19 protein-coding genes are annotated in these 21,627 nt (G+C 69.3%); all 19 read left to right on the top strand.

Features of this window, described 5'->3' with window-relative positions:
- Positions 1 to 3 precede the first annotated feature (3 nt).
- The 19 genes from AC3A6R_RS10025 (at position 4) to AC3A6R_RS09935 (ending at position 21,585) form a co-directional block, all read left to right on the top strand.
- Positions 4 to 771 carry a 4'-phosphopantetheinyl transferase family protein gene (locus AC3A6R_RS10025; protein WP_487861541.1) on the top strand — a complete coding sequence of 256 codons (768 nt, stop codon included), beginning with the start codon at positions 4 to 6 and terminating at the stop codon, positions 769 to 771.
- Positions 768 to 1,607 (top strand): serine aminopeptidase domain-containing protein, encoded by an 840-nt coding sequence (locus AC3A6R_RS10020; RefSeq protein ID WP_487861542.1) that lies wholly within the window; start codon positions 768 to 770, stop codon positions 1,605 to 1,607. The genes AC3A6R_RS10025 and AC3A6R_RS10020 overlap by 4 nt, the downstream gene beginning before the upstream one ends.
- Complete coding sequence (locus AC3A6R_RS10015) at positions 1,600 to 2,538, top strand: alpha/beta hydrolase family protein (protein ID WP_487861543.1); 939 nt, start codon at positions 1,600 to 1,602, stop codon at positions 2,536 to 2,538. The genes AC3A6R_RS10020 and AC3A6R_RS10015 overlap by 8 nt, the downstream gene beginning before the upstream one ends.
- 28 nt (positions 2,539 to 2,566) lie before the next feature.
- Positions 2,567 to 3,772 carry a polysaccharide biosynthesis/export family protein gene (locus AC3A6R_RS10010; RefSeq protein WP_487861544.1) on the top strand — a complete coding sequence of 402 codons (1,206 nt, stop codon included), beginning with the start codon at positions 2,567 to 2,569 and terminating at the stop codon, positions 3,770 to 3,772.
- Positions 3,773 to 3,825: 53 nt separating this feature from the next.
- Positions 3,826 to 6,135 carry a polysaccharide biosynthesis tyrosine autokinase gene (locus AC3A6R_RS10005; protein ID WP_487861545.1) on the top strand — a complete coding sequence of 770 codons (2,310 nt, stop codon included), beginning with the start codon at positions 3,826 to 3,828 and terminating at the stop codon, positions 6,133 to 6,135.
- Complete coding sequence (locus AC3A6R_RS10000; RefSeq protein ID WP_487861546.1) at positions 6,132 to 6,794, top strand: sugar transferase; 663 nt, start codon at positions 6,132 to 6,134, stop codon at positions 6,792 to 6,794. The genes AC3A6R_RS10005 and AC3A6R_RS10000 overlap by 4 nt, the downstream gene beginning before the upstream one ends.
- A gap of 66 nt (positions 6,795 to 6,860) precedes the next feature.
- Positions 6,861 to 7,838, top strand: coding sequence for a GDP-L-fucose synthase family protein (locus AC3A6R_RS09995; protein WP_487861547.1), 978 nt, complete (start codon positions 6,861 to 6,863; stop codon positions 7,836 to 7,838).
- Positions 7,839 to 7,875: 37 nt separating this feature from the next.
- Positions 7,876 to 9,207 (top strand): hypothetical protein, encoded by a 1,332-nt coding sequence (locus tag AC3A6R_RS09990; protein WP_487861548.1) that lies wholly within the window; start codon positions 7,876 to 7,878, stop codon positions 9,205 to 9,207.
- 7 nt (positions 9,208 to 9,214) lie between these two features.
- A complete protein-coding gene (locus AC3A6R_RS09985) occupies positions 9,215 to 10,303 on the top strand; it encodes a glycosyltransferase (RefSeq protein WP_487861549.1) in 1,089 nt (362 codons plus the stop codon).
- Complete coding sequence (locus AC3A6R_RS09980; protein ID WP_487861550.1) at positions 10,300 to 11,283, top strand: hypothetical protein; 984 nt, start codon at positions 10,300 to 10,302, stop codon at positions 11,281 to 11,283. The genes AC3A6R_RS09985 and AC3A6R_RS09980 overlap by 4 nt, the downstream gene beginning before the upstream one ends.
- A 34-nt stretch (positions 11,284 to 11,317) precedes the next feature.
- Positions 11,318 to 12,253 (top strand): hypothetical protein, encoded by a 936-nt coding sequence (locus AC3A6R_RS09975; RefSeq protein ID WP_487861551.1) that lies wholly within the window; start codon positions 11,318 to 11,320, stop codon positions 12,251 to 12,253.
- Positions 12,250 to 13,533: a lipopolysaccharide biosynthesis protein gene (locus tag AC3A6R_RS09970; RefSeq protein ID WP_487861552.1), complete on the top strand. Its 1,284-nt coding sequence runs from the start codon at positions 12,250 to 12,252 to the stop codon at positions 13,531 to 13,533. Before AC3A6R_RS09975 ends, AC3A6R_RS09970 begins: the two co-directional genes overlap by 4 nt.
- Positions 13,530 to 14,780: a WcaI family glycosyltransferase gene (locus AC3A6R_RS09965; protein WP_487861553.1), complete on the top strand. Its 1,251-nt coding sequence runs from the start codon at positions 13,530 to 13,532 to the stop codon at positions 14,778 to 14,780. Before AC3A6R_RS09970 ends, AC3A6R_RS09965 begins: the two co-directional genes overlap by 4 nt.
- A 45-nt stretch (positions 14,781 to 14,825) precedes the next feature.
- Positions 14,826 to 15,617 carry a LuxR C-terminal-related transcriptional regulator gene (locus AC3A6R_RS09960; protein ID WP_487861554.1) on the top strand — a complete coding sequence of 264 codons (792 nt, stop codon included), beginning with the start codon at positions 14,826 to 14,828 and terminating at the stop codon, positions 15,615 to 15,617.
- Positions 15,618 to 15,646: 29 nt separating this feature from the next.
- Positions 15,647 to 17,203: a mannose-1-phosphate guanylyltransferase/mannose-6-phosphate isomerase gene (locus tag AC3A6R_RS09955; protein WP_487861555.1), complete on the top strand. Its 1,557-nt coding sequence runs from the start codon at positions 15,647 to 15,649 to the stop codon at positions 17,201 to 17,203.
- 83 nt (positions 17,204 to 17,286) lie between these two features.
- Positions 17,287 to 17,982, top strand: a complete 696-nt coding sequence (locus AC3A6R_RS09950) for a glutathione S-transferase family protein (protein WP_487861556.1) — start codon at positions 17,287 to 17,289, stop codon at positions 17,980 to 17,982.
- 111 nt (positions 17,983 to 18,093) lie between these two features.
- On the top strand, positions 18,094 to 18,987 hold the full coding sequence (locus tag AC3A6R_RS09945) for a DMT family transporter (protein WP_487861557.1): 894 nt from the start codon (positions 18,094 to 18,096) through the stop codon (positions 18,985 to 18,987).
- A 246-nt stretch (positions 18,988 to 19,233) separates the two neighbouring features.
- A complete protein-coding gene (locus tag AC3A6R_RS09940; protein ID WP_487861558.1) occupies positions 19,234 to 20,712 on the top strand; it encodes a SulP family inorganic anion transporter in 1,479 nt (492 codons plus the stop codon).
- A 12-nt stretch (positions 20,713 to 20,724) separates the two neighbouring features.
- Positions 20,725 to 21,585 carry a universal stress protein gene (locus AC3A6R_RS09935; RefSeq protein ID WP_487864387.1) on the top strand — a complete coding sequence of 287 codons (861 nt, stop codon included), beginning with the start codon at positions 20,725 to 20,727 and terminating at the stop codon, positions 21,583 to 21,585.
- Positions 21,586 to 21,627 lie beyond the last annotated feature (42 nt).

Below are 21,627 nucleotides of genomic sequence, written 5' to 3'. Positions count from 1 at the left end.
ACCATGGGCTACGCTGACTTTTCCCTTTCCGCGGTCGAGGCGCCGGTCTGCCGGTACCTCGAACTCGACGACCGCGCCAGCGGCGACGCCGAGCTGGTGCTGTGCGACGAGGAGCGCGCCCGCGCCGCGCAGTTCCGCTTTCCGGCCGATCGCCGGCGTTTCGTGACCGCCCACGCGGCGCTGAGGCGCGCGTTGGCCGAGCAGACCGGCCAGCGCCCCGAGGCGCTGTGCTTCACGCGCAGCGCCTTCGGCAAGCCGTCGCTCGCGGACGGGCCGCGCGTGCATTTCTCGCTGAGCCACAGCCATGCTTTGGGCCTGATAACCATCGGCCGGCGCGGACCGCTGGGCGCCGATGTCGAGGTGCTGCGCCCGGTGCCCGACGCGCTCGAAATGGCCGAGCGCCACTTCACGCCGTCCGAGCATGCCGCCCTCGCGGCGCTGCCCCAGGCCGAGCGCGAGCATGCGTTCCTGGTCTGCTGGACGCGCAAGGAGGCCTGCCTCAAGGCCATCGGCCTCGGGCTGATCGTGCCGCCCGATCGCTTCGAGGTCGGCATCGAAGCCGACTGCCGCAGCGTCGAGGTGCCGGTGGCCGGCCGCATCCTGTGGCTGGTGCTGCAGCCTGCGCCGCTGCGCATCGACAGCGTCGGCTCGATCGCGGAATGGCGGCAGACCCGCGTGCGTGCAAGCCAGCCGGCCGCTTCTGCGGTGGACGCCTTCATGCGGCACCGGGCCGCGCCCGGTGCCCGGCGCCACGGGGAGCTGACCCAATGAGCGCCTTGCCGTTCATGTTCGGCCCGGCCTCGCGCCAGTTGTTCGGCGTGTACCACCCGGCCGCCGAGGTGCGCGAGACGCGTGAAGCGCACCTCACGCTGCGCAGCGCGGCACTGCTGTGCCCGCCCTTCGGCCAGGAAGGCCTGCGCACCCACCGCTTCTTCAAGGTGCTGGCCGAGCGGCTGGCGCGCACCGGCACGGCCACGCTGCGCTTCGACTTCCACGGTGCAGGCGATTCGCCAGGCGACGAGGCTGACGGCGACCTCGACGGCTGGCGCCGCGACCTGTGCACCGCGCACGAGGAACTGCGGCAGCGCAACCCGCATGCGCGCATCGTCTGGATCGGGGCGCGGCTCGGTGCCACGCTCGCGGTGCTGGCCGCGCGCAGCGGCCGCAGCGACCCCTCTCGGCTGGTGCTCTGGGAGCCGGTGATCGACGGCCAGCGCTATGCGCGCCACCTGCGCGAGCAGCACGTGGCCGCGATCGACGCCACCTTCTGCATTCCCGACCTGGCCTGGCGCCGCGGCCTCTCGCGCGAGCCCGACGCCATGCCCGAGGAGGCGCTCGGCACCGTGTTCTCGCCCGCCCTGCGCGCGCAGCTCGAGACGCTGGCGCCGGCCTCGCTGCCGCTCACGGCGCTGCACGAGACGCTGGTGCTCACCGGTCCCGACGACGAACCCACCGCGCGCTGGGCGGCCGAGCAGCAGTCGCGCCACATGCCGGTTCGGCTCGCCTACCTGCAGCACCGCCTCGACTGGACGTCCGACCCGTACCCCAACAGCGCGATGGTTCCGGCCGATGCGCTCAACCGTCTTCAGGGAGCCCTTCATGAATGACACCATGTCGCAGACACCGATCCGCTTCGGCACCGACGACGCGCTCGTGGGGATGCTGACCACGCCGCGGCAACAGGGATCCGCCAACGTGGCCTGCCTGATGTTCAACATGGGCGCCAACCACCGGGTCGGCCCGCGCCGCATCAACGTCAAGCTCGCCCACCTGCTGGCGGCGCGCGGCGTGAGCAGCCTGCGCTTCGATCTCGGCGGCATCGGCGACAGCGACGCCTCGGGCACCTCGCACGACGTGCAGGGCCGCGCGCTCGGCGACCTGCGCGCCGCCATGGACCTGGTCGAAAGCCGGCTCGGCATCCGGCAGTTCGCGATCGTGGCCATGTGCTCGGGCGTCGAGCATGCGGTGGCCGCGGGCGTGACAGATTCGCGCGTGGTGGCGCTCACGCTGTTCGACGGCTTCGCGTTTCCCGAACGCCGTGCCCGCTGGGAGCGCACGCTGCGCCGCGCGCTCGCCGCGCCGGTGCATCCCTCATTCCCCGGCAAGGCCAAGCGCTGGCTGCTGCGCCGCGTGCTGCGCAGCCATGCTGCCACGCCGCTGCCGGGCTTCTTCACCGAGAAGCAGCCGATGGCGGAGAGCGCCGCCTGGTTCGGCGCCAACATGCGCCGCCTGGTCGAGCGGCACGTGGCGGTGCAGCTGCTCTATTCGGGCTCGCTGCACGTCAGCGACCACGACCGTGACCAGCTCGGCGCGTTTGCGCGCGAGCCGTTCGCCCAGTCGCTGCAGTACGAATTCATGCGCGAGGTCGACCACACCTTCGCCACGGCCAGGGGACAGCAGCTGTTCCTGAAGTCGGTCGGCGACTGGGTCTGCGCCTGCGCCTGCGCGGGTACCGCCGGGGCCGAGCGCCGGCCGCCGCCGCAAGCTGTCTCACCGGCCGCCGGGCCTGCGCTGCACGGCGCCTACGTCCCGCAGTGACCCCCACACCAGGAGCAAGGACATCCCCATGGCACACCTCGAACTCGCCCGTTCCCCGCACGGCGCATGCGCCGCCTCCGCCCCCTTCGGGGAAACCGCGCCGGCGCGCATCCGGCGCCGGCTCGCACCGCTCGCCGTGCTCCTGCTGCCGCTGGCCCTGGCGGGCTGCGGCGCGCCGGGCTTCGGCTCGCCCGACAGCGGCAGCTGGACCACGACGCGCAGCGACGGCAGCGGCCAGCTGGTGGCGCCGAAGATCGTCACCATCACGCCCGACGTGGTGCGCGCCCAGGCCGCGCTGAACCCGCAGGCCGTGCCGGCCGACGTACAGCAGCTGTTCGGCAAGGCGCCGGGCTACACCATCGCCCCAGGCGACGTGATCGGCATCGTGGTGTACCGCCACCCCGAGCTGATGCCCAACGCTGGTGCGGTGATCTCGCAGCAGTCGGACCCGACCGGCGTGAGCGTGGCGCCGGGCTTCATCGTCGACGGCGAGGGGGAGATCAGCTTTCCCTACATCGGCCGCACCAGGATCGCGGGCATGACCGAGCGCACCGCGGCCGAGTTCATCACGAAGCGCATCGCGCCGTACGTGAAGGATCCGCTGGTCAGCGTGCGCATCCAGTCGTTCCGCGGCCGGCGCGTCTACGTCGAGGGCGAGGTCCGCCAGCCGGGCCTGCAGATCTTCACCGACATTCCGATGACGCTGGCCGAGGCGATCAACCGCGCCGGCAGCACCACGCCGACCGGCGACCGCTCGCGCGTCACGCTCAAGCGCGGCGACCGCACCATGGTGATCGACCTGCCGATGCTGCAACGCTACGGCTACGACGCGAGCCGCATCCCGCTGCAGAACGGCGACATCGTGAACGTCGGCACACGCGAGGACAGCCGCGTCTACGTCATGGGCGAGATCCGCAACCCCTCGGCGCTCTTGATGCGCAACGGGCGCCTGAGCCTCAACGAGGCGCTCGGCGATGCCGGCGGCCCCGAGGCGCTGACCGCCTCGCCGGGCCAGATCTACGTGGTGCGCAACTCGAACTCCGACGTGCCAGAGGTCTATCACCTCGACGCCAAGAACCCGATCGCGCTGGCGCTGGCCGACCGTTTCGAGCTGCGCGCGCGCGACGTGGTCTACATCGACCCCGTGCCGCTGGTGCGCTGGAACCGGGTGATCAGCCTGATCCTTCCTGCTGCGCAGGTCGTGAACCTCGGCGGCACCGCCAGCCGGCGCTGAAGCGCCACCCTCCGCCCCTTCCCCCGTCAAGGCAACACAAAAAGGTGACCTCCATGAATGCGCACTGGCAACCCCTGGTTCCCGTTCCCCCCGATGCGGCGATGACGGCGGCCGCGGCAGCCGCTGCCGAGCAGCCACCCTCGCGGCTCCGGGAGCATGTCGACCTCCTGATCGACAACCGCTGGAAGATCGCGAAGATCACGCTGGTCGCGCTGCTGCTCGGCGCGGCCTACACCATGTTCGGTCCGCGCGTTTACGAATCGAACGTGCTGATCCAGGTCGAGGACCCCGAGCGTTCCGGCGGCACGCTGGTCGGCGATTCTGCGAGCAGCGCGCTCAATGCCAAGACGCCGACCGCGGGCGAAGCCGAGATCCTCAAGTCGCGGCTGGTGCTGGGCCAGGCGATCGAAAACACCAAGCTCTACATCGAGGCCGAGCCGCTCTACGTGCCGGTGGTCGGCCAGTGGCTCGCGCGGCGCGCCAGGTCGCTGTCGGAGCCGGGCTTCCTGGGCATGTCGGGCTATGTCAGCGGCAACGAGCGCATCGTGGTCGCGCAGATGGACGTGCCGGCCGATCTCGAAGGCAGCCGCTTTGCGCTGACCGCGGACGCCGACGGCGCCTACACGCTGCGCCACCCCAAGCTGGCCGAGCCGCTCGCCGGCAAGGTCGGCACACCGCTCGACGCCGAGACCCCGCTCGGACGGGTGCGCCTTCTCGTGGGCTCCATCTCGGCACAGCCCGGGGCCGAGTTCAAGCTGGTGCGCGAGTCGGCGCAGCTCACGCTGCTCGAGTTGCAGAAGGACCTGCGCGTGGTCGAGCGGGGCAAGCAGTCCTCGATCATGGACGTGAGCTGGCAGAGCGGCAACCCGGCACAGCTCACCAACCTCCTCAACGAGGTGGCGCGGCTCTACGTACGCGTCAACATCGACCAGAAGACCGCCCAGGCGCAGCGCGCACTCAACTTCCTCGGCACCGAGCTGCCCAAGCTGAAGCAGCAGCTCGAGGAATCCGAAGAGGCGTACAACCGCTACCGCAACCAGAACGGCACGGTCAGCCTCGACGACGAGGCGCGCAATGCGCTGGCGCAGAACGCCGACCTGCAGACCCGACTGCTCGAAGCCACGCAGAAGCGGCATGAGCTGACCGAGCGCTTCACCTTCCGAGATCCGACCGTGGTGACCCTCGACGCGCAGATCAACACGCTGCGTCGTGCGCTCGGCGGGGTGGAGCAGCGCATCCGCCGCATGCCGCAGTTGCAGCAGGATTCGCTGCGCATGCAGCGCGACATCAAGGTCAACACCGACCTCTACGTGTCGCTCCTGAACAGCGCACTGCAGATGCGGCTCGCCAAGGAAGGCCGCATCGGCAACGTGCGCGTGCTCGACCAGGCACTGCTGCCCGAGAAGCAGATCCGGCCCAAGGCCGCGATCACCATGGCGCTCGCGCTGCTCGCGGGCCTTTTCGCCGGCGCCGCGGCCACCTTCCTGCGCAGATCGTGGCGCACGACCATCGCGAGCCCGGCCGAGATCGAGGCGCACACCGGCCTCGACGTCTACAGCACCGTGCCGCTGAGCACGCGGCAGCGCCAGATCGACAGCGACATTCGCCACGGCAAGGCCGGCGTTCACCTGCTCGCGCTGCAGCACCCCGACGACCCCGCGCTCGAGGGGCTGCGGCGGCTGCGGACCGCGCTCAAGTTCGCGGTGCCGCGCGCACCCAACAACCGCATCATGATCTCGAGCCCCACGCCGGGCGCGGGCAAGACCTTCGTGTCGGCCAACCTCGCGGCGCTGCTAGCGTCGACCGGCCGACGCGTGCTGCTGATCGACGCCGACCTGCGGCGCAGCAGCCTCGCACCACGCTTCGGGCTCAAGCGCAAGGGCGGCCTGTCGGAGCTGATCCAGGGCAGCCTCGATCTCGACCATGCGGTCCACAAGGGCGTCCTGCCGCACCTGGACGTGATGACCACCGGCGCGCTGCCCGCCGACCCGACGGGCCTGCTCACGAGCGATGCCTTCTCGCGCGTGCTCGAGAAGGCGTCGGCGAACTACGACGTGGTGATCGTCGACACGCCGCCTGCGCTGCTCGCGTCGGAGTCGGCCGAGATGGCCACCTGCATGGGCACGCTCCTGCTGGTGGCGCGCGCCGGCGACAACGAGATCGGCGACCTGACCGAAACTGCCAAGCAGCTGCGCCACGCCGGCGCACACTTCCAGGGCGTGGTGCTGAACGCGCTCGACACGCGCCGGCGCTACTACGGCAGCCTGGCCTACCGCTACGGCGCCTACCGGCAGCGCACACACACCTATCCGGGCGTCGCCCCCGAGCTGCCGCCTCCCGCCACCTCGGGAGGTGCCGCGTGAACACCCTGCGCTCGACCGCGCGGGCGCGTCCCGCGGGCAGCTCGCGGCTGCTCCTGGCCACCAAGCGCGGCATGGACATCGTGCTGGCCAGCACCTTCTTCCTCGTGCTCGGGTGGGCCTATGCGCTGATCTGGCTCGGCGTGCTGCTGACCTCGGGCCGGCCCGGGATCTACAAGCAGCCGCGCTACGGCCGCGACGGCCGGATCTTCAGCTTCTACAAGTTCCGCTCGATGGCGCCGGATGCCGACGCGGTGCTGGCGCGGCACCTGCGCGAGAACCAAGAGGCGCGCCGGCAATGGGACAAGTACCAGAAGCTCGATCCCGATCCGCGCATCACGCGCTTCGGCGCCTTCCTGCGCAAGTACAGCCTCGACGAGCTGCCGCAGTTCTGGAACGTGCTCAAGGGCGACATGAGCATGGTCGGCCCCAGGCCCTGCATGTTCGCGCAGAAGGTGCTCTACGGCAGCTACTGGAGCAGCTACTGCGCGGTGCGGCCCGGCATCACGGGGCTCTGGCAGGTCAGCGGGCGCAACGAGGTCAGCTACCGGCGCCGCGCGGCCATGGACGCCGACTACGTCGCGACGCTGTCGGTGCGCCAGGACATCGCGATCCTGCTGAAGACCTTCGCGGTGGTGGCCGGCGCGCAGGGGTCGCGCTGACGCGCCATCCCGCCCTTTCTTGTTTTATTCGTCTCCTCTTTCAACCAACCTCAACCGAAAGTGCATATGCGTATCTACGTTGCTGGTCATCGCGGCATGGTGGGACAGGCGCTCGTGAAGCGCCTGCTGGATCTCGGGCATGAGCTCGTCACGCGCAGCCACGAGGAGCTCGATCTCCTCGACCAGGACGCCGTGCGGCGGTTTTTCGCCACGGAACGCATCGACCAGGTCTACCTCGCGGCGGCGAAGGTCGGCGGCATCCACGCCAACATGACCTACCCGGCGGAGTTCATCTACCAGAACCTGCTGATCGCCGCCAATGTCACGCACCAGGCGTTCCTTGCGAACGTCAGGCGTCTCCTGTTCCTCGGCTCGAGCTGCATCTACCCGAGGCTTGCCGACCAGCCCATCCACGAGAACGCGCTGCTAGGCGGAAAGCTCGAGCCGACGAACGAGCCCTATGCGATCGCCAAGATCGCGGGCATCAAGCTGTGTGAAAGCTACAACCGGCAGTACGGCGCCTCGCACGGCATCGACTACCGCAGCGTGATGCCCACCAATCTCTACGGCCCGGGCGACAACTACCACATCGAGAACAGCCATGTGGTGCCCGCGCTGATCCGTCGCTTCCACCTGGCCAAGACCACCAACGCGCCCGAGGTGCTGATCTGGGGCACGGGCCGGGCACGACGCGAGTTCCTCTTCGTCGACGACATGGCCGAGGGTTGCATCACGGTGATGGGGCTTTCGCGCGAGACCTATGCGCAGCACACGACCCCGACGTGCGCGCACATCAACCTCGGCACCGGCGAGGACCTGACCATCGCCGATCTCGCGGCGCTGATCGGCGAGGTGGTGGGCTACCGCGGCCGCATCCGCTTCGACACGTCGCAGCCCGACGGCGCCCCGCGCAAGCTGCTCGACGTGGCGTGCGCCGCCTCGCTCGGCTGGCGCGCCACGGTGCCGCTGGCCGAGGGCCTGCGCCGCACCTACATCGACTACCAGCGCGCGCTGCGCCCCATCGAGGAAGTGGCGCACGCCTGATCCGCGGACACCACCGACACGTTTCGAAGAGGCTCATATGAGAACACTCTGCTTCTGGTTCGGCATTGCCGCGGCCTTCGTCTGCGGCTGGGCAGACCCGGCCTGGGGCTATGCGGCCATCTGCGCACTGGCGCTGGTGCAGATCGCGATGCTTGCCGCGCCCGGCGCGAGCATGTTCCTGCTGATCCACTACACCACGGTGCTCACCTACTTCTCGCTCGCGCCGGCGCTGCAGATCGCCGCCGACGTGGCATTCTGGGACACCGGGCTCCTCGGCACCGAAGCGCACCGCCAGGCGCTGCTGCTGCTGTTGCTCTACATGGCAGGCATCGAGGCGGCGCGCCTCGGCATGCCGGCCCCGCCCGCACGACCGGCGCGACCGGTGCCCGCGGCGGGGCTGCAGCCGCTGCGCTCGGCAACGCCCATCGTGCTGCTGCTGGGCGGCGCGCTCGCGGCGTTCGCGGCGCTGTTCGTCCGGCCCGACCTCAACTTCGTCGCGCGCGGCATCATCCCCGTAGAGATCAACCAGCCGGTCGACTACATCGTCTTTTCGACGGTGCCGAAGCTCATGGTGGCGATGTGCTTCGTGGCACTCGCGATGCATGCCCTGCAACGCCGCACGGTCTGGGCCTGGAGCACCGCAGGCGTGGCCTTCGCGCTGGCGGCGCTGGCGGCCAACCCCGTCAACACGCCGCGGCAGATTTTGCTCATCGGGCTGCTGCCGCTCGCCATCCATGTCTTCAGCCAGCGGCGGCGCTGGGTGCTGCCGGTGCTCGTCTTCGGCACCATCGCGGGCCTGGGCCCGGTGCTGAATTTCATCTCGCGCGGCAGCTATTGGGACGAGGCGCTCACGGCCTTTCCGTTCAGCCCCGACTTCGACGCGATGTTCATCGTGGCCGGCATCATCGAGCGCGCGCCCTCGCCCGACCTCGGCATGGGACGCTACCTGCTGTCGGCGTTCTCGTTCTTCCTGCCGCGCGACCTGAAGATGTTCCCCGACTTCGATCCGCTGGGCTGGCCGTCGATCCTGAACAACTTCTCGCAGGCCAATCTCTCGCTGCCGCCCTTCACGACGGCGTACTTCGACTTCGGTTTGCTGGGGCCGGTGCTGCTCGGGCTTGCTATCTCGGCCGCTGCTCGCGTGGCCGACAGGCTCGTCGACCGGCCGGTCGCGGTGACGGGCAGCTACCTGGTGGCGCTGGTGCTGATCGCGGCGTACGTGCCGTTCTTGCGTGGGCCGATCCTCGGCTGGGGTCCGTTCGCTGCCTCGGGCGTGATCGCCGCGGTGCTCGCGGGCGTGCTGAGCGCGCGCGCCGCTGCCGGGCGGCATCGCCGCATCGCAACGCTGGCGCCGGCCGGCACGGCCTGATACCGCCATGGCGAGCTACCTCTTCTACGACACCATCCGCCTGAACCGTGGCGCGGGCGGCGTGCTGAACGTGTCGGACCTGCTGCTGCGCGGCATGCAGCTTTCCGAAGGCGACCGCATCGTGCCCGTCAGCGAGCGGCATCCGCGGCTCTTTGCCGCGGCGCGGCGCGTCGGGTTCAGCCGCTTCCTGCTCGAGACGCTGATCTACAACTACCACCGCCTGCGCATGCTGGCCACGGGCGAGCGGATGCTCTCGCTGTTCCCGAACTACTTCCTTCCGTTTTCGCCGTTCGGGCGGCACCGCGATTCGATCGTGATCGTGCACGACCTGCAGTACAAGTCGTACCCGCAGTATTTCAGCGCCGCCAAGCGGCTGTGGCTCGACTGGAGCCTGCGCCGCGCGGCGCGCAGCCAGGCCCACGTGGTCTTCATCAGCCAGAGCAGCCAGGAGGATTTCGAGCGCCACTTTCCGCGCTGCCGGCATGCCACGGTGATCTTCAATCCCGTGGACGCGGTGCAGGCACCCGCACCGGATGCCGCGGCCGGGGCCGCGCCCGGCGAGCGTTACCTGATCGCCGCCTATCACTACTACCCGCACAAGAACTTCAGCGGCACGCTGGCGTTGTTCACGCGCATGAAGCGCGAAGGCATGGTCGATTTCCTCGACATCACCGGCAACGGCGCGGCCGAGGTGAAGCGCATGGTGGCGGGCCTCGATCCGGCCCTCCGCGCCTGCATCCGGCACCGCGGCCTGGTCTCGCGCGACGAACTGATCCGCCTGTATGGCGGGGCGGCGGCGTTCATCTCGCTGTCGACCTTCGAGGGCTTCAACCTGTCAGCTGCCGAGGCCGCGACGCTTGGCGTGCCGTTGGTTCTGTCGAACATACCGGTGCACCGCGAGCTGTTCGGCGGCTACGCGTTCCTCGTCGACGACGAAGCCTGCGACCTCAATGCGCTCGGCCACTACCTGGCCACACACCGGGCGACGAAGCGGCCCTGGTCGCTGGCCGAGGCCTGCACGCCGGGCGCGGTGGCGGGGCGCTACCTCACGCTCAAGCAACGCGAGCCGGCTGTGCTCGCGGGAGCGCTGCCATGAAGATGATGAAGAAGAAACAAGCCCTGCGCGCGGTCCGGCGGCTCGCGGCGACGGCGCTGCTCGGCGCCGCGCCGGCACTCGCCATCGCCCAGCCGCAGGAGGCACCCGTGCCCGGCTTCGGCGTGATGATTCACTACCTGCCCGACAAGCAGACCGTGGCCGACGTCGCGCGCTTCGACGTCGAGGCGCTGGCCGCCGCGCTTGCGGGCATGCGCGCCTCGTACCTGGTGCTCACGCTCGGCCAGAACAACGGCCAGTTCATCGCCCCCAATGCCGCACTCGAGGCGCTCTGCCCCGAGAGCGCGCGGCACCGCCCGCCGCGCGACCTGCCGCTCGAGATCGGCCGCGCGCTCGAACGCCGCGGCATCGGGCTGGTGCTTTACTTGCCGTTCCGCGCGCCGCAAGCCGACCCGTACCTGATGGCGTGCCTGGGCGACGTGTCGGAGCAGCAGCCGCCGCCCGCGCGCTTCACGGCCGCCTGGAGTGCGGTGATCCGCTACTGGTCGGAACACTACGGGCCGCTTGCCCGCGGCTGGTGGTTCGACGGCACCTACAACACGCAGGGCATGTCGCCCGAAAGCTGGAACGCGCTCTGCGCCGCGGCAAAGAGCGGCGGCGGCGCGAACCGTTGGCTGGCTTTCAATGCGGGCGAGGGCCCGGCGCGCTTCAGCGCACGCGCCGCACCGTGCCAGAACCTGATGGCGGGCGAGTTCATGCAGCCGCCCCCGCCGACGTCGCTGTCGGCAACCCTGGCCGAACGGCCCTCGAACCTGGTCTTCCACCTGCTCACGCCGCTGGGCGCCTCGTGGGGCCAGACCACCGCGCCGCGCTTCTCGGCCGACCAGCTGCGCGGCTGGATCGCCGACGCTCGGGCGCGCGGTGGCCTCTTCACGCTCGACCTGCCGCTCGACAACGGACTGCGCCTGTTGCCCGCGCACGTCGCCCTGGTGCGCAGCGCGACCGCACCCACCCGGCCCTGAAACCAGCCAACTCCGATCGACCCATTCCATGAACATGAACAACACGCCCCTGGTCTTCGTCGTGGTGGAAGACCGCCAGAACAAGACGCTGCAACTGTGCCGCGAATCCGCCGCGCGGGCGCAAGAGCCGCTTGTGGTGCTTTCGGGCACCGACGCCGGGCCCGCCTACGAGCGCCTGTGCAGCAGCTACGTCCACTTGTCGAGCAACCCGCCAGAGTTCGAGAAGATCTGCTTTCGGCGCTATTTCCTGCTGGCCAATTTTCTCGACGCCAACCCCGACTGCCGCGAGTTCGTGCTGATCGACAGCGACGTGCTGCTGTTCCGCGGCATCGGTGCGCACATCCGCCGCGTGGCTGGCAAGGCCGATTTCTCGGGCTCGTACATGCGCCCACCGGCCGGCTGGGACCCCTGCCAGGTCTCGCCGCATGTGAGCTACTGGACGGCCATCGGCCTGCGCCGCTTTCTGGCCTTCGTGCTCAACACCTACGCCACGCCCTCGGGGCGCCGCAAGCTGCGCGCGATCGCGGCGCGCTTCGGCGCGCGCGGTGTGCGCGGCGGCGTCTCGGACATGACGCTGCTGCATCTGTGGGCGCAGGCAAGCGGAAACTTCGAGCCCATCAATCGCGTGTTCGGTGGGCGCGTGATCGATCACAACATCAATGGCGGCCACAACCTGCATCCGAACGAATTCGAGGTGCGCGGCGGGGCCAAGCGCATCGTGCACATCGACGGGCTGCCGCGCGTGGTCAAGCCCACTGGCGAAATGATCGACGTGCTGGCGCTGCACTTTCAGGGCAGCGCCAAGATGGCGATGGCGCATGCGCTCGAAGGCCGCACCGGCATGGTGGCGCTGCTGACCTATGCGCTGCATTTCGCGCGCCGCGCCAAGAACTTCGCCTTCGTCTTCGGTCTGCGCTCGCGGCGCGCTGTGGACGCCGGCCTCCTGGCCGACGCCCGCGTGTCGAAATGACGAGCCCGCTCCTGCACCGCGCGATCGGACTGGCCGGCTTCGGTGCCGCGCCCGGTGCCGGGCTTCGCGGGCTGGGCGCGCTGGCTTCGCGGCTGTACGTGTACCTCGCGGGCTTCGTCGCGCTGTTCGCCATGGCGGCCTATGTGCCGCCGGCGGAGTTCGGCGCCTACTCGATCTACCAGTCGGTGCTCGAGGTGGCGATGGTCATGGCCACGCTCGGCAGCTCGCTGCTGTTCTCGCGCGAAGCCGCACACGTGCCGCCCGGTGTGCAGAGCGGCGACATCGGGCGCACGCTCGCGATCGGGCTGCCGGCGGGCATCCTGCTGGTCGCGGGCATCCTCGCGCTGCAGCACCTGCCGGTGATGGGCGCGCCCTTCGCATTGCTGGCCGTCACGCTCGCGCTGTTCTCGGTCATCAGCCTGCGGCTGTCGTTCAGCCGGGGCATGGGCTATGCGGGGTTGCTGAACCTCGAAGCCGGCATCCGCGCGACCGTGCTGCTGATCGGCGTCGCCGCGCTCGCGGCACTGGGCGTGGGCATCAGCGCATCGCACCTACTGCTCGTCAACCTGGTGGCGCTGCTGCTCGTGGGCGCGGCCAGCCTGCGCACCGGTTGGGCCGAGGGGCCGCCCGCCGGGCCCGCGGCGCTTGCGCTGCCTGCGCAGGCGCGCGCCACCGGCTATTCGCTGCTGATGTTCCTGCTGCGCAAGTCCGACCTGCTGGTGGTCGCGTTCTTCATGCCGCTCGGCTATGTGGGCGCGTTCAAAATCGCGTTCCTGCTGGCCGAGGCGCCCTCGCAGTTCGTACAGGCCTTTCTGTACACCCGCACGCGCGCCATGCTGGGCGTCGAGGGTGGCAGCCACGAGGCTTCGACGCTGCAGCTCGCGAAGCAGTCGCTGCTGCTCGGTGCGGTGCTCTTTGCCGGGCTCGCCGTGGTCATCACGCTGGCCGCGCCGCTCCTGAAGATGGGTGGCGAGGCGCTCGAGATCTTCCTCTGCATTGCGCCCTACTTCCTGCTGCGCACCTACACCATCCACCACGAGATGCAGCTCGCGCTGAAGACGCCGATGGGCGCGCTCGGGCGCTGGGCCTTGCTCGAGGTGCTGCTGCGGCTGGCGTCGTACGCGGTGGTGGTGCCGCTCTACCCCACCAAGCCGCACTACGTGTTCTTCATTGCCTGCCTGACCGACTTCGTTCTCTATGAAGTGCGCATGCGCCGGCAGTTCGGCTTCTATCCGTTCGTGCGGCTGGTCCGCGGCTCCCCCGAAAGATCGACCCCGTGAAAATCCTTCTGTATTCGATGAACTTCACGCCCGAGCTCGTCGGCATCGGCAAGTACTCGGGCGAGATGGCCCAGTGGCTGCACGCCAAGGGCCATGAGGTGCGCGTGATCGCGTCGCCGCCCTTCTTTCCGCACTGGGTGCCATTCGAAGGGCATCGGGCCTGGGCCTACAGCAAGACCGAGTGCGGCGGCATCACCGTGTGGCGCGCGCCCACCTGGGTGCCCGCACGGCCGCGCGCACTGGCCAGGCTGGCGCATCTGCTGTCGTTCATGGTGTCGAGCGTGCCGCTGCTGTTCGGGCAGATCCGCTGGAAGCCCGACATCGTCTTCGTCGTGGAGCCGCCGCTCATGTGCGCGCCGGCGGTGCTTTTCTTCTCGCGCATGCTCGGCATCAAGTCGTGGCTGCACATCCAGGACTACGAGGTCGATGCCGCTTTCGACCTGGGCCTGGTGCGCGGCGCGCGCGTGCGGCGCCTGGCGCTGTCGGCCGAGCGCTGGCTGCTCGGGCGCTTCCATCGCGTGTCGACCATCTCGGCCGCCATGCTCGACAAGGCGCGCGGCAAGGGCATCGACGAGACCCGCCTCGTGCTGTTGCCCAACTGGGTGGACGTGCGCACGATCTTTCCGCAGCCCGCCGCTTCGGCGGCCGATGGCGTCCCGGCGCCGAACGGCTACCGCGCCGCGCTCGGCATCGCAGCCGACGACGTCGTCGTGCTCTATGCGGGCAGCCTCGGCAACAAGCAGGGCATCGAGCTGCTGGCCGACGCGGCGCACCGGCTGGTGGCGGCGGCACACATCCACTTCGTGCTGTGCGGCAACGGGCCGAGCCGTGAGCCGCTCAAGGCCGCCTGCGCCGACCTGGCGCGCGTTCATTTTCTCGATCTCCAGCCCGCCGATCGGCTCAACGAACTGCTCGGCATGGCCGACATCCACGTGCTGCCGCAGCGCGCCGATGCCGCCGACCTCGTGATGCCCTCGAAGCTCGCGGGCATGCTCGCGAGCGGCAAGCCCGTGATCGTCACCGCGCATGAAGGCACCGAACTGAGCCGCGTGGTCGCGGGCCGCGGCCTCGTGGTGCCGCCCGGCGACGCCGACGCGCTGGCCGACGCCATTGCACGGCTCGCGGTGTCGCGCCCGCAACGCGAGGCCATGGGCGCCGCCGCGCGCGCGTTCGCGGAAACCGAGCTGGACCGAAACGCCATCCTGCTGCGGCTCGAGCAGGAGCTGCTGCGCTGCGTCGCCGACTGATCCGACTGATCGACCCGTACAACCGCCATCCCACAGGGAAATCACATGCCCGATACCGTGCCTCTTTCTTCCGACAGCCCCGACGGTAGCCGAGCGCAGGAGCGCCGGCCCATGTACCCGGGTGGCGTCGTGCCACCACCCGAGCCGCTGTGGCCGCACTTCCTCACGGGCCAGGAAGATGCGCCCGTGCGCGTGCTGCTGGTCGACGACGACGAATTCATGCGCCGCGTGATCGCCCAGGAGCTGCTCTCGGACCTGCGCATCCAGCTCGAAGCCCAGGCCGGCAGCGTGCGCGACGGGCGGCGGCTGCTCGCCACCCACCAGTTCGACGTGCTCATGGTCGACCTGCGGCTCGGCGACGGCTCTGGCTTCGACCTGATCCGCGAAGCGCGCAAGCTCAACCGGCACTGCGAGATCATCGTTATCTCGGCGCTCGAGGACGATGCCCACGTGATCCATTCGTTCGAGCTCGGCGCCACCGGCTACCTGCTCAAGCACGCCTGGCTCCAGAGCTTCGCGCAGGCTGTGCTGCACGTGGTGAACGGCGGCGCCGTCATCACGCCCAAGCTCACGCGCCGCCTGCTGTCGCGCATGAACCTGCAAGGCACCGAGGAGCCGCCCGCGCCCGAGACGCCGACGCGCGAAGTCACCCTGACCGCGCGCGAACGCGAGGTGCTGCGCTGCGTGGCGCGCGGCTGCGTGTCGAAGGAGATCAGCCTGCGACTCGGCATCTCGGGGCAGACCGTCAACGCCCACATCAAGAACATCTACAAGAAGCTGCACGTGCATTCGCGCGCCCAGGCCGTGAGCCTTGCCACCCACACCGGCCAGCTCTGAGAACGAGCGCCATTCCAAGGAACATTTCCATGAACATGAACACCGACATCCTCCACTTCAGCGACAACGCGGGGGATCCCGTCATCCACCCCGTCGTGCTGTGCGGCGGCAACGGCACGCGCCTGTGGCCGCTGTCGCGCAAGGCGCTGCCCAAGCAGTTTGCGCCGCTCATCGGCAGCAAGAGCCTGTTGCAGCTCACGCTCGAGCGGCTCGGCCGGCTCAATCGCAACATCACCTGCATCGCGTCGGAGGAGCACCGCTACCTGGTGCGCGAGGCCGTCGAGAACGCCGGCATCACCGGCCGCCAGATCCTCGAGCCCGTGGCGCGCAACACCGCGGCCGCCATCGCCGCTGCCGCGCTGCTCGCCGAGCACGACGACGACCTGCTGCTGTTCGCGCCGTCGGACCACCACATTCCCGACAGCGCGCTCTTCGCCGACACCGTGCGCAGCGGCATCGGCGCCGCGCTCGCGGGCCGCATCGTCACCTTCGGCATTGCGCCGAGCTTTGCGAGCACGGCCTACGGCTACATCGAGGCCGGCCCCGAACTGCCCGATGGCTGTGGCCGCGCCGTGATGCGCTTCATGGAGAAGCCTTCGGCCGACGTGGCCGAGTCGCTCATCCTGCATGGCGGCTATTGGTGGAACGCCGGCATCTTCCTGGCGCGCGCCGGCACGCTGCTCGGTGCACTGCGCACGCATGCGCCCGACATCGTCGAGGCCTGCGAGCGCGCGACCGCCGCCGTTTCGGTCGACGGCAGCTTCCAGCGGCTCGACCCGCAGGCCTTCGCCGCCTGCCGCAGCGAGAGCATCGACTACGCCGTGATGGAGAAGCACCGCGACATCGCCGTCGTCAAGTTCAACGGCAACTGGAGCGACGTCGGCAGTTGGAACGCCGTGGCCAAGCTGCACGAGGCCGACAGCGCCACCGGCAACCGCCTGAGCGGCCGGGCCACCGCTATCGGTTCGCGCGACACCTTCATCCATGCGCCGCACCGCCCCGTGGTGGCGCTCGGCACCGAGAACCTCATCATCGTCGACACCCCCGACGCCGTGCTCGTGGCCAGTGCCGATTGCGCCGAGCGCGTGGGCGAAGTGGTGAAGATGCTCGCGCTCGACGGCCAGGCCGAGGCCACCGAACACCGCCGCGTCGTCCGACCGTGGGGCGCCTACGACCGGCTCGACATGGGCGAGCGCTTCCAGGTCAAGCGCATCACCGTGAAGCCGGGCTGCAAGCTCTCGTTGCAGATGCACCACCACCGCGCCGAGCACTGGATCGTGGTGCAGGGCACCGCCAAGGCCACCTGCGACGGCCAGGTCAGCCTGGTGCGCGAGAACGAATCGATCTACCTGCCGCTCGGCGCCATCCACCGCCTGGAGAACCCCGGCATGACCATGCTCGAGGTGATCGAGGTACAGACCGGCGGCTACCTCGGCGAGGACGACATCGTGCGCTTCGACGACACCTACGGGCGCTGTGCGCCGGGGGCGGTGGCGAAGAGCGAACCGGTGATCGATCCGGTGCTGCTGCAGTTGGCGGCGCAGCAACTGGCTGCGCATCCACTGGCGGGGGCGGAGCGGCACTGAGTGGCGAATCAGGCAGGTCATGAGCGTTGCGGGCATCGCTGAGGGGGAGAATGCCTGTCCCCCTCTTCGCCATGGAGCCGCGCATGAGCCAACCCGCCACCACTCCGACAGCCGGACGCCCTCCGGCCATCCCCGTCATCACCGCCTTCGAAGCGTCGCCCGACGAGGGCCAGGGGCTGGCGCGCGACATGCGCGTGCGCTGGGCCTTCGAGGAAGTGGGCCAGCCCTACGCCGTGCGCCTGGTTTCGTTCGAGGCGATGAAGCAGGCGCCGCACCTCGCGCTGCATCCGTTCGGGCAGATCCCGACGTACGAAGAAGGCGATCTCGTGCTGTTCGAGTCGGGCGCGATCATCCTCCACATCGCGCAGCGGCACGCCGGCCTGCTGCCGGACGATGTCGATGCCCGTGCACGCGCCATTGCCTGGATGTTCGCAGCGCTCAACACCGTCGAACCGCCGATCGTGGAACGTGAGCAGGTGCCCTATGCCGAAGCCGACAAGCACTGGTACGCGGAGCGCCTGCCGCTCATCGAGGACCGGGTCCGGGTCCGGCTGGATCAGCTTTCACGCCGGCTCGGCGACGCCGAGTGGCTCGACGGCGCGTTCAGCGCCGGAGACCTGACGATGGTGCTGGTGCTGCGCCGGCTGGAAGGAACCGGCATCCTCGCCGAATACCCGAGCCTCGAGGCCTACGTCGCTCGCGCCGAGGCGCGTCCGGCGTACCGGCGCGCGTTCGATGCCCAACGTGCGGTCTTCACGGACAGGCGACCGAGGCGTTGAGAAGCTGGGTCCAGGTTTCCGTCAGCGGGCGAAATCTCCCCGCAAAAGCTATGCTTCGCTCTCCAGAACGAGGCCCCTCCCCCGGCCCATTGCCGCGAGACACCCCCCACCTTGCACCCCACCGGAACCCTGCGCGGCATCGCCGCAATGCTGCTGGCCTGCGCCTTCTTCGCCTGCATGGACGCACTGCTCAAGAACCTTTCGGGGCACTACCCGCCGGTGCAGGTGATGGCGCTGCGCGGTCTGACCGCGTTGCCGCTGGTGTGCGTCTACATCGCCTGGCGGCGCGAGGCTGCGGGCGTGTTCAACCGGCGGCTGCGCTGGCGCCTGCACCTGCTGCGCGCCACGTTGAACATGACGATGCTGGTGCTGTTCGTCTATGGCTTGAAGACCCTCGGCCTGGCCCAGGCCTACACGCTGAGCTTCATCGCGCCGCTCTTGATGGTGCTCATCGCGGTGCCGCTGCTCGGTGAGTCGGTCCAGCCGCGGCACTGGGTCGCGATCGGCCTGGGGTTCGTCGGCGTGGTGATCGCGCTGCGCCCCGAGCGGAGTTCGTTCCTGTCGATGGGCGCGATCGCAGTGCTCGCGGCCGCGGTCTGCTATGCGCTGTCGAACATGCTGGGCCGGCTCATCAGCCGCACCGAATCGAGCGCCGCGCTGGTCTTCTGGACCACGGCGGGCATGGCCGTGGGCGGCAGCCTGTTGGCGGCGCCGCAATGGGTGCCGATCCAGTCCGCGCAGCTGTGGGTGCTCGGGGGCCTGGCCGTCAGCGGCTTCCTGGGCCAGATGTGCATTGCCGAGGCGTTTCGCCACGGCCAGGCCGCGGCCATCGCGCCCTTCGAATACAGCGCCCTGGCCTGGGCGCTGGTGCTCGACTGGCTGTTCTGGCGGGCCACGCCCGACGCATGGACGCTGGGCGGCGCGGCGCTGATCGTCGCAAGCGGGCTGTGGCTCGCGCGAAGCGAAGCGCCGCGGTCGGCAAAGCCGGAGCGGCAGGCTGCTTGATGGTGGACTGCGGCGCGGTCTAAAATGATGCGATGCACAAGTGCCGCACCGCCATGACGCACCGCCCAGGCTTTCCTGGCAGCGGGCTTCCGCGCGGCTACTTCTGCACGGTGACCCCGCCCTGAGGTCCCGCCGATTCCGCTGCGCTGATTCGCGCACGCCTCTTCGCAAGCCTCGGCTTGCGCTTGATCTCTTCTGAATACCTGTGGCCGCCGGCTTCTTGCCCGGCGCGGCCCTTCTTTTTTCATGCTCCTTTCATCCATTCGCAAAGATTGGCTGTCCAACGTGCGCGGCGATCTCCTGGCCGGCCTCGTCGTGGCACTTGCCCTCATCCCGGAAGCCATCGCCTTCTCGATCATTGCCGGCGTCGATCCCCAGGTCGGTCTGTACGCCTCGTTCAGCATGGCCGTCGTCATCGCCATCGCCGGCGGGCGGCCGGGCATGATCTCCGCCGCCACCGGCGCCATGGCGCTGGTGATGGTGCTCCTCGTCAAGGAGCACGGGCTGCAGTACCTCCTTGCGGCCACCGTGTTGACGGGCCTGCTTCAGATCGTGGCCGGCCTGCTCAAGCTGGGCTCGCTGATGCGCTTCGTGTCCCGCTCGGTCGTCACGGGCTTCGTCAACGCGCTGGCCATCCTGATCTTCCTCGCACAGTTGCCCGAACTCACGAACGTCACCTGGGTCGTCTACGCGATGACGGCCGCCGGCCTCGCGATCATCTACGGCTTTCCGTACATCAGCCGTGCGATCCCCTCGCCGCTGGTGTGCATCGTCGTGCTGACCATCGTCGCCGTGGTGCTGAAGCTCGACATCCGCGCCGTGGGCGACATGGGCCAGCTGCCCGACAGCCTTCCGGTGTTCCTGCTGCCGGACGTACCGCTGAACCTCGAGACCCTGAGGATCATCCTGCCGTATGCACTGACGCTGACCGTCGTCGGCCTGCTCGAATCCATGATGACCGCGTCCATCGTGGACGACCTGACGGACACCACCAGCAACAAGAACCGCGAATGCATGGGCCAGGGCGTGGCCAACATCGCCACCGGGTTCATCGGCGGCATGGCGGGCTGCGCGATGATCGGCCAGTCGGTCATCAACGTGAAGTCGGGCGGCCGCGGGCGGCTTTCCACCTTCTGCGCCGGCTTGTTCCTGCTGATCCTGATCGTTTTTCTCGGGCCCTGGGTCAAGATGATTCCGATGGCGGCCCTGGTCGCCGTGATGATCATGGTCAGCATCGGCACCTTCAGCTGGGACTCGGTTCGCAAGCTGCGCGAGCACCCGCCGAGTTCATCGCTGGTGATGATCGCCACGGTGGCCGTGACGGTTTCCACGCACGACCTGGCCAAGGGCGTCTTCGTCGGCGTGCTGCTCTCGGGCATCTTCTTCGCGCACAAGGTCGGCCGCGTGCTGCGCATCGACCGCAGCAGCGACGCCGAGGGCCGCATGCGCAACTACGCGGTGGTTGGGCAGGTGTTCTTTGCCTCTTCCGAAGCGTTCGTCGGTGCCTTCGACTTCAAGGAAGTGGTCGAGAAGGTCCGGATCGACGTGAGCCGTGCCCACTTCTGGGACATCACCGCCGTCAGCGCGCTGGACAAGGTCGTGCTCAAGTTCAAGCGCGAAGGCACGGATGTCGAAGTCATCGGCCTCGACGAGGCCAGCGCGACGCTGGTGGACCGCTTCGCGCTCCACGACAAGCCGGGCGCCGTCGAAAAACTCATGCACTGAAGGAGACTCGCCATGAACAAGGTCTACGCCTGTATCGACGGGCTCGGCAATACTGCCGCGGTGATCGACTGGTCCGCCTGGTCGGCGCAGCGGCTGGATGTGCCACTGGAATTCCTGCATGTGCTGGAACGGCATCCGGGCCGCGCGTCGGCCGGCGACTACAGCGGCGCGATCGGGCTCGGCGCCCAGGAGTCGTTGCTGCAGGAACTGAGCGAACTCGATGAGAAGCGCAGCAAGCTGGCCACCGAAAGCGGCCGCCGCCTGCTGGCTGCCGCGCGCGAACGCGCCGAGGCCGCAGGCGTCGGGCGCCACGATGCGCGGCTTCGCCATGGCGAGCTGGTCGACAGCGTGCTCGAGGTCGAGACCGAGGCGCGCCTGTTCGTGCTCGGCGAGCATCGGCGCGCAGAGGCGTCGCACGGCAGGGTTCATCTCGACCACCACGTCGAGCGCGTCATCCGCTCGGTCAAGCGCCCGGTTCTGGTCGCCACGAGCGACGGCTTCGCGGCCCCTGCACGGTTCGTCATTGCCTTCGACGGCAGCCCGACGGCGCGCAAGATGGTCGAGACCGTGGCGCGCAGCCCGATGCTGGCCGGTCTTCCGGCACTTCTGGCGATGGCCGGTTCCGAGACACCGGAAGCCCGGCGCCAGCTCGAGGATGCACGGCGCGTGCTCGCGGACGCAGGCTTCGCGGTGGAAACGGTGCTGGCCGCCGGCGACCCCGAGGATGTGCTGCCCGCGCTGGTTGCGGGCCAGGCGCCGGCGCTTCTGGTGATGGGCGCCTATGGCCACTCGCGCATCCGGCAACTGATCGTGGGAAGCACCACCACGACGCTGCTGCGCACGAGTGTGGCGCCGGTTCTCATCCTGCGCTGATGCGGGTACATCGATCGCCGCGAGCGCTTCCCGGGGGGCTGG

It is taken from the genome of Variovorax sp. Soil_C_19 (genome assembly GCF_057657255.1).
The sequence above is the reverse complement of the archived record's forward strand: the minus strand, read 5'-3'. Positions and strand labels throughout refer to the sequence as shown.

Bases quoted from the DNA above. Each gene is read 5' to 3' on its own strand.
- AC3A6R_RS10025 (WP_487861541.1), top strand. From the start codon at position 4: ATGGGCTACGCTGACTTTTCCCTTTCCGCGGTCGAGGCGCCGGTCTGC.
- AC3A6R_RS10020 (WP_487861542.1), top strand. From the start codon at position 768: ATGAGCGCCTTGCCGTTCATGTTCGGCCCGGCCTCGCGCCAGTTGTTC.
- AC3A6R_RS10015 (WP_487861543.1), top strand. From the start codon at position 1,600: ATGAATGACACCATGTCGCAGACACCGATCCGCTTCGGCACCGACGAC.
- AC3A6R_RS10010 (WP_487861544.1), top strand. From the start codon at position 2,567: ATGGCACACCTCGAACTCGCCCGTTCCCCGCACGGCGCATGCGCCGCC.
- AC3A6R_RS10005 (WP_487861545.1), top strand. From the start codon at position 3,826: ATGAATGCGCACTGGCAACCCCTGGTTCCCGTTCCCCCCGATGCGGCG.
- AC3A6R_RS09995 (WP_487861547.1), top strand. From the start codon at position 6,861: ATGCGTATCTACGTTGCTGGTCATCGCGGCATGGTGGGACAGGCGCTC.
- AC3A6R_RS09990 (WP_487861548.1), top strand. From the start codon at position 7,876: ATGAGAACACTCTGCTTCTGGTTCGGCATTGCCGCGGCCTTCGTCTGC.
- AC3A6R_RS09985 (WP_487861549.1), top strand. From the start codon at position 9,215: ATGGCGAGCTACCTCTTCTACGACACCATCCGCCTGAACCGTGGCGCG.
- AC3A6R_RS09980 (WP_487861550.1), top strand. From the start codon at position 10,300: ATGAAGATGATGAAGAAGAAACAAGCCCTGCGCGCGGTCCGGCGGCTC.
- AC3A6R_RS09975 (WP_487861551.1), top strand. From the start codon at position 11,318: ATGAACAACACGCCCCTGGTCTTCGTCGTGGTGGAAGACCGCCAGAAC.
- AC3A6R_RS09970 (WP_487861552.1), top strand. From the start codon at position 12,250: ATGACGAGCCCGCTCCTGCACCGCGCGATCGGACTGGCCGGCTTCGGT.
- AC3A6R_RS09960 (WP_487861554.1), top strand. From the start codon at position 14,826: ATGCCCGATACCGTGCCTCTTTCTTCCGACAGCCCCGACGGTAGCCGA.
- AC3A6R_RS09955 (WP_487861555.1), top strand. From the start codon at position 15,647: ATGAACATGAACACCGACATCCTCCACTTCAGCGACAACGCGGGGGAT.
- AC3A6R_RS09950 (WP_487861556.1), top strand. From the start codon at position 17,287: ATGAGCCAACCCGCCACCACTCCGACAGCCGGACGCCCTCCGGCCATC.
- AC3A6R_RS09940 (WP_487861558.1), top strand. From the start codon at position 19,234: ATGCTCCTTTCATCCATTCGCAAAGATTGGCTGTCCAACGTGCGCGGC.
- AC3A6R_RS09935 (WP_487864387.1), top strand. From the start codon at position 20,725: ATGAACAAGGTCTACGCCTGTATCGACGGGCTCGGCAATACTGCCGCG.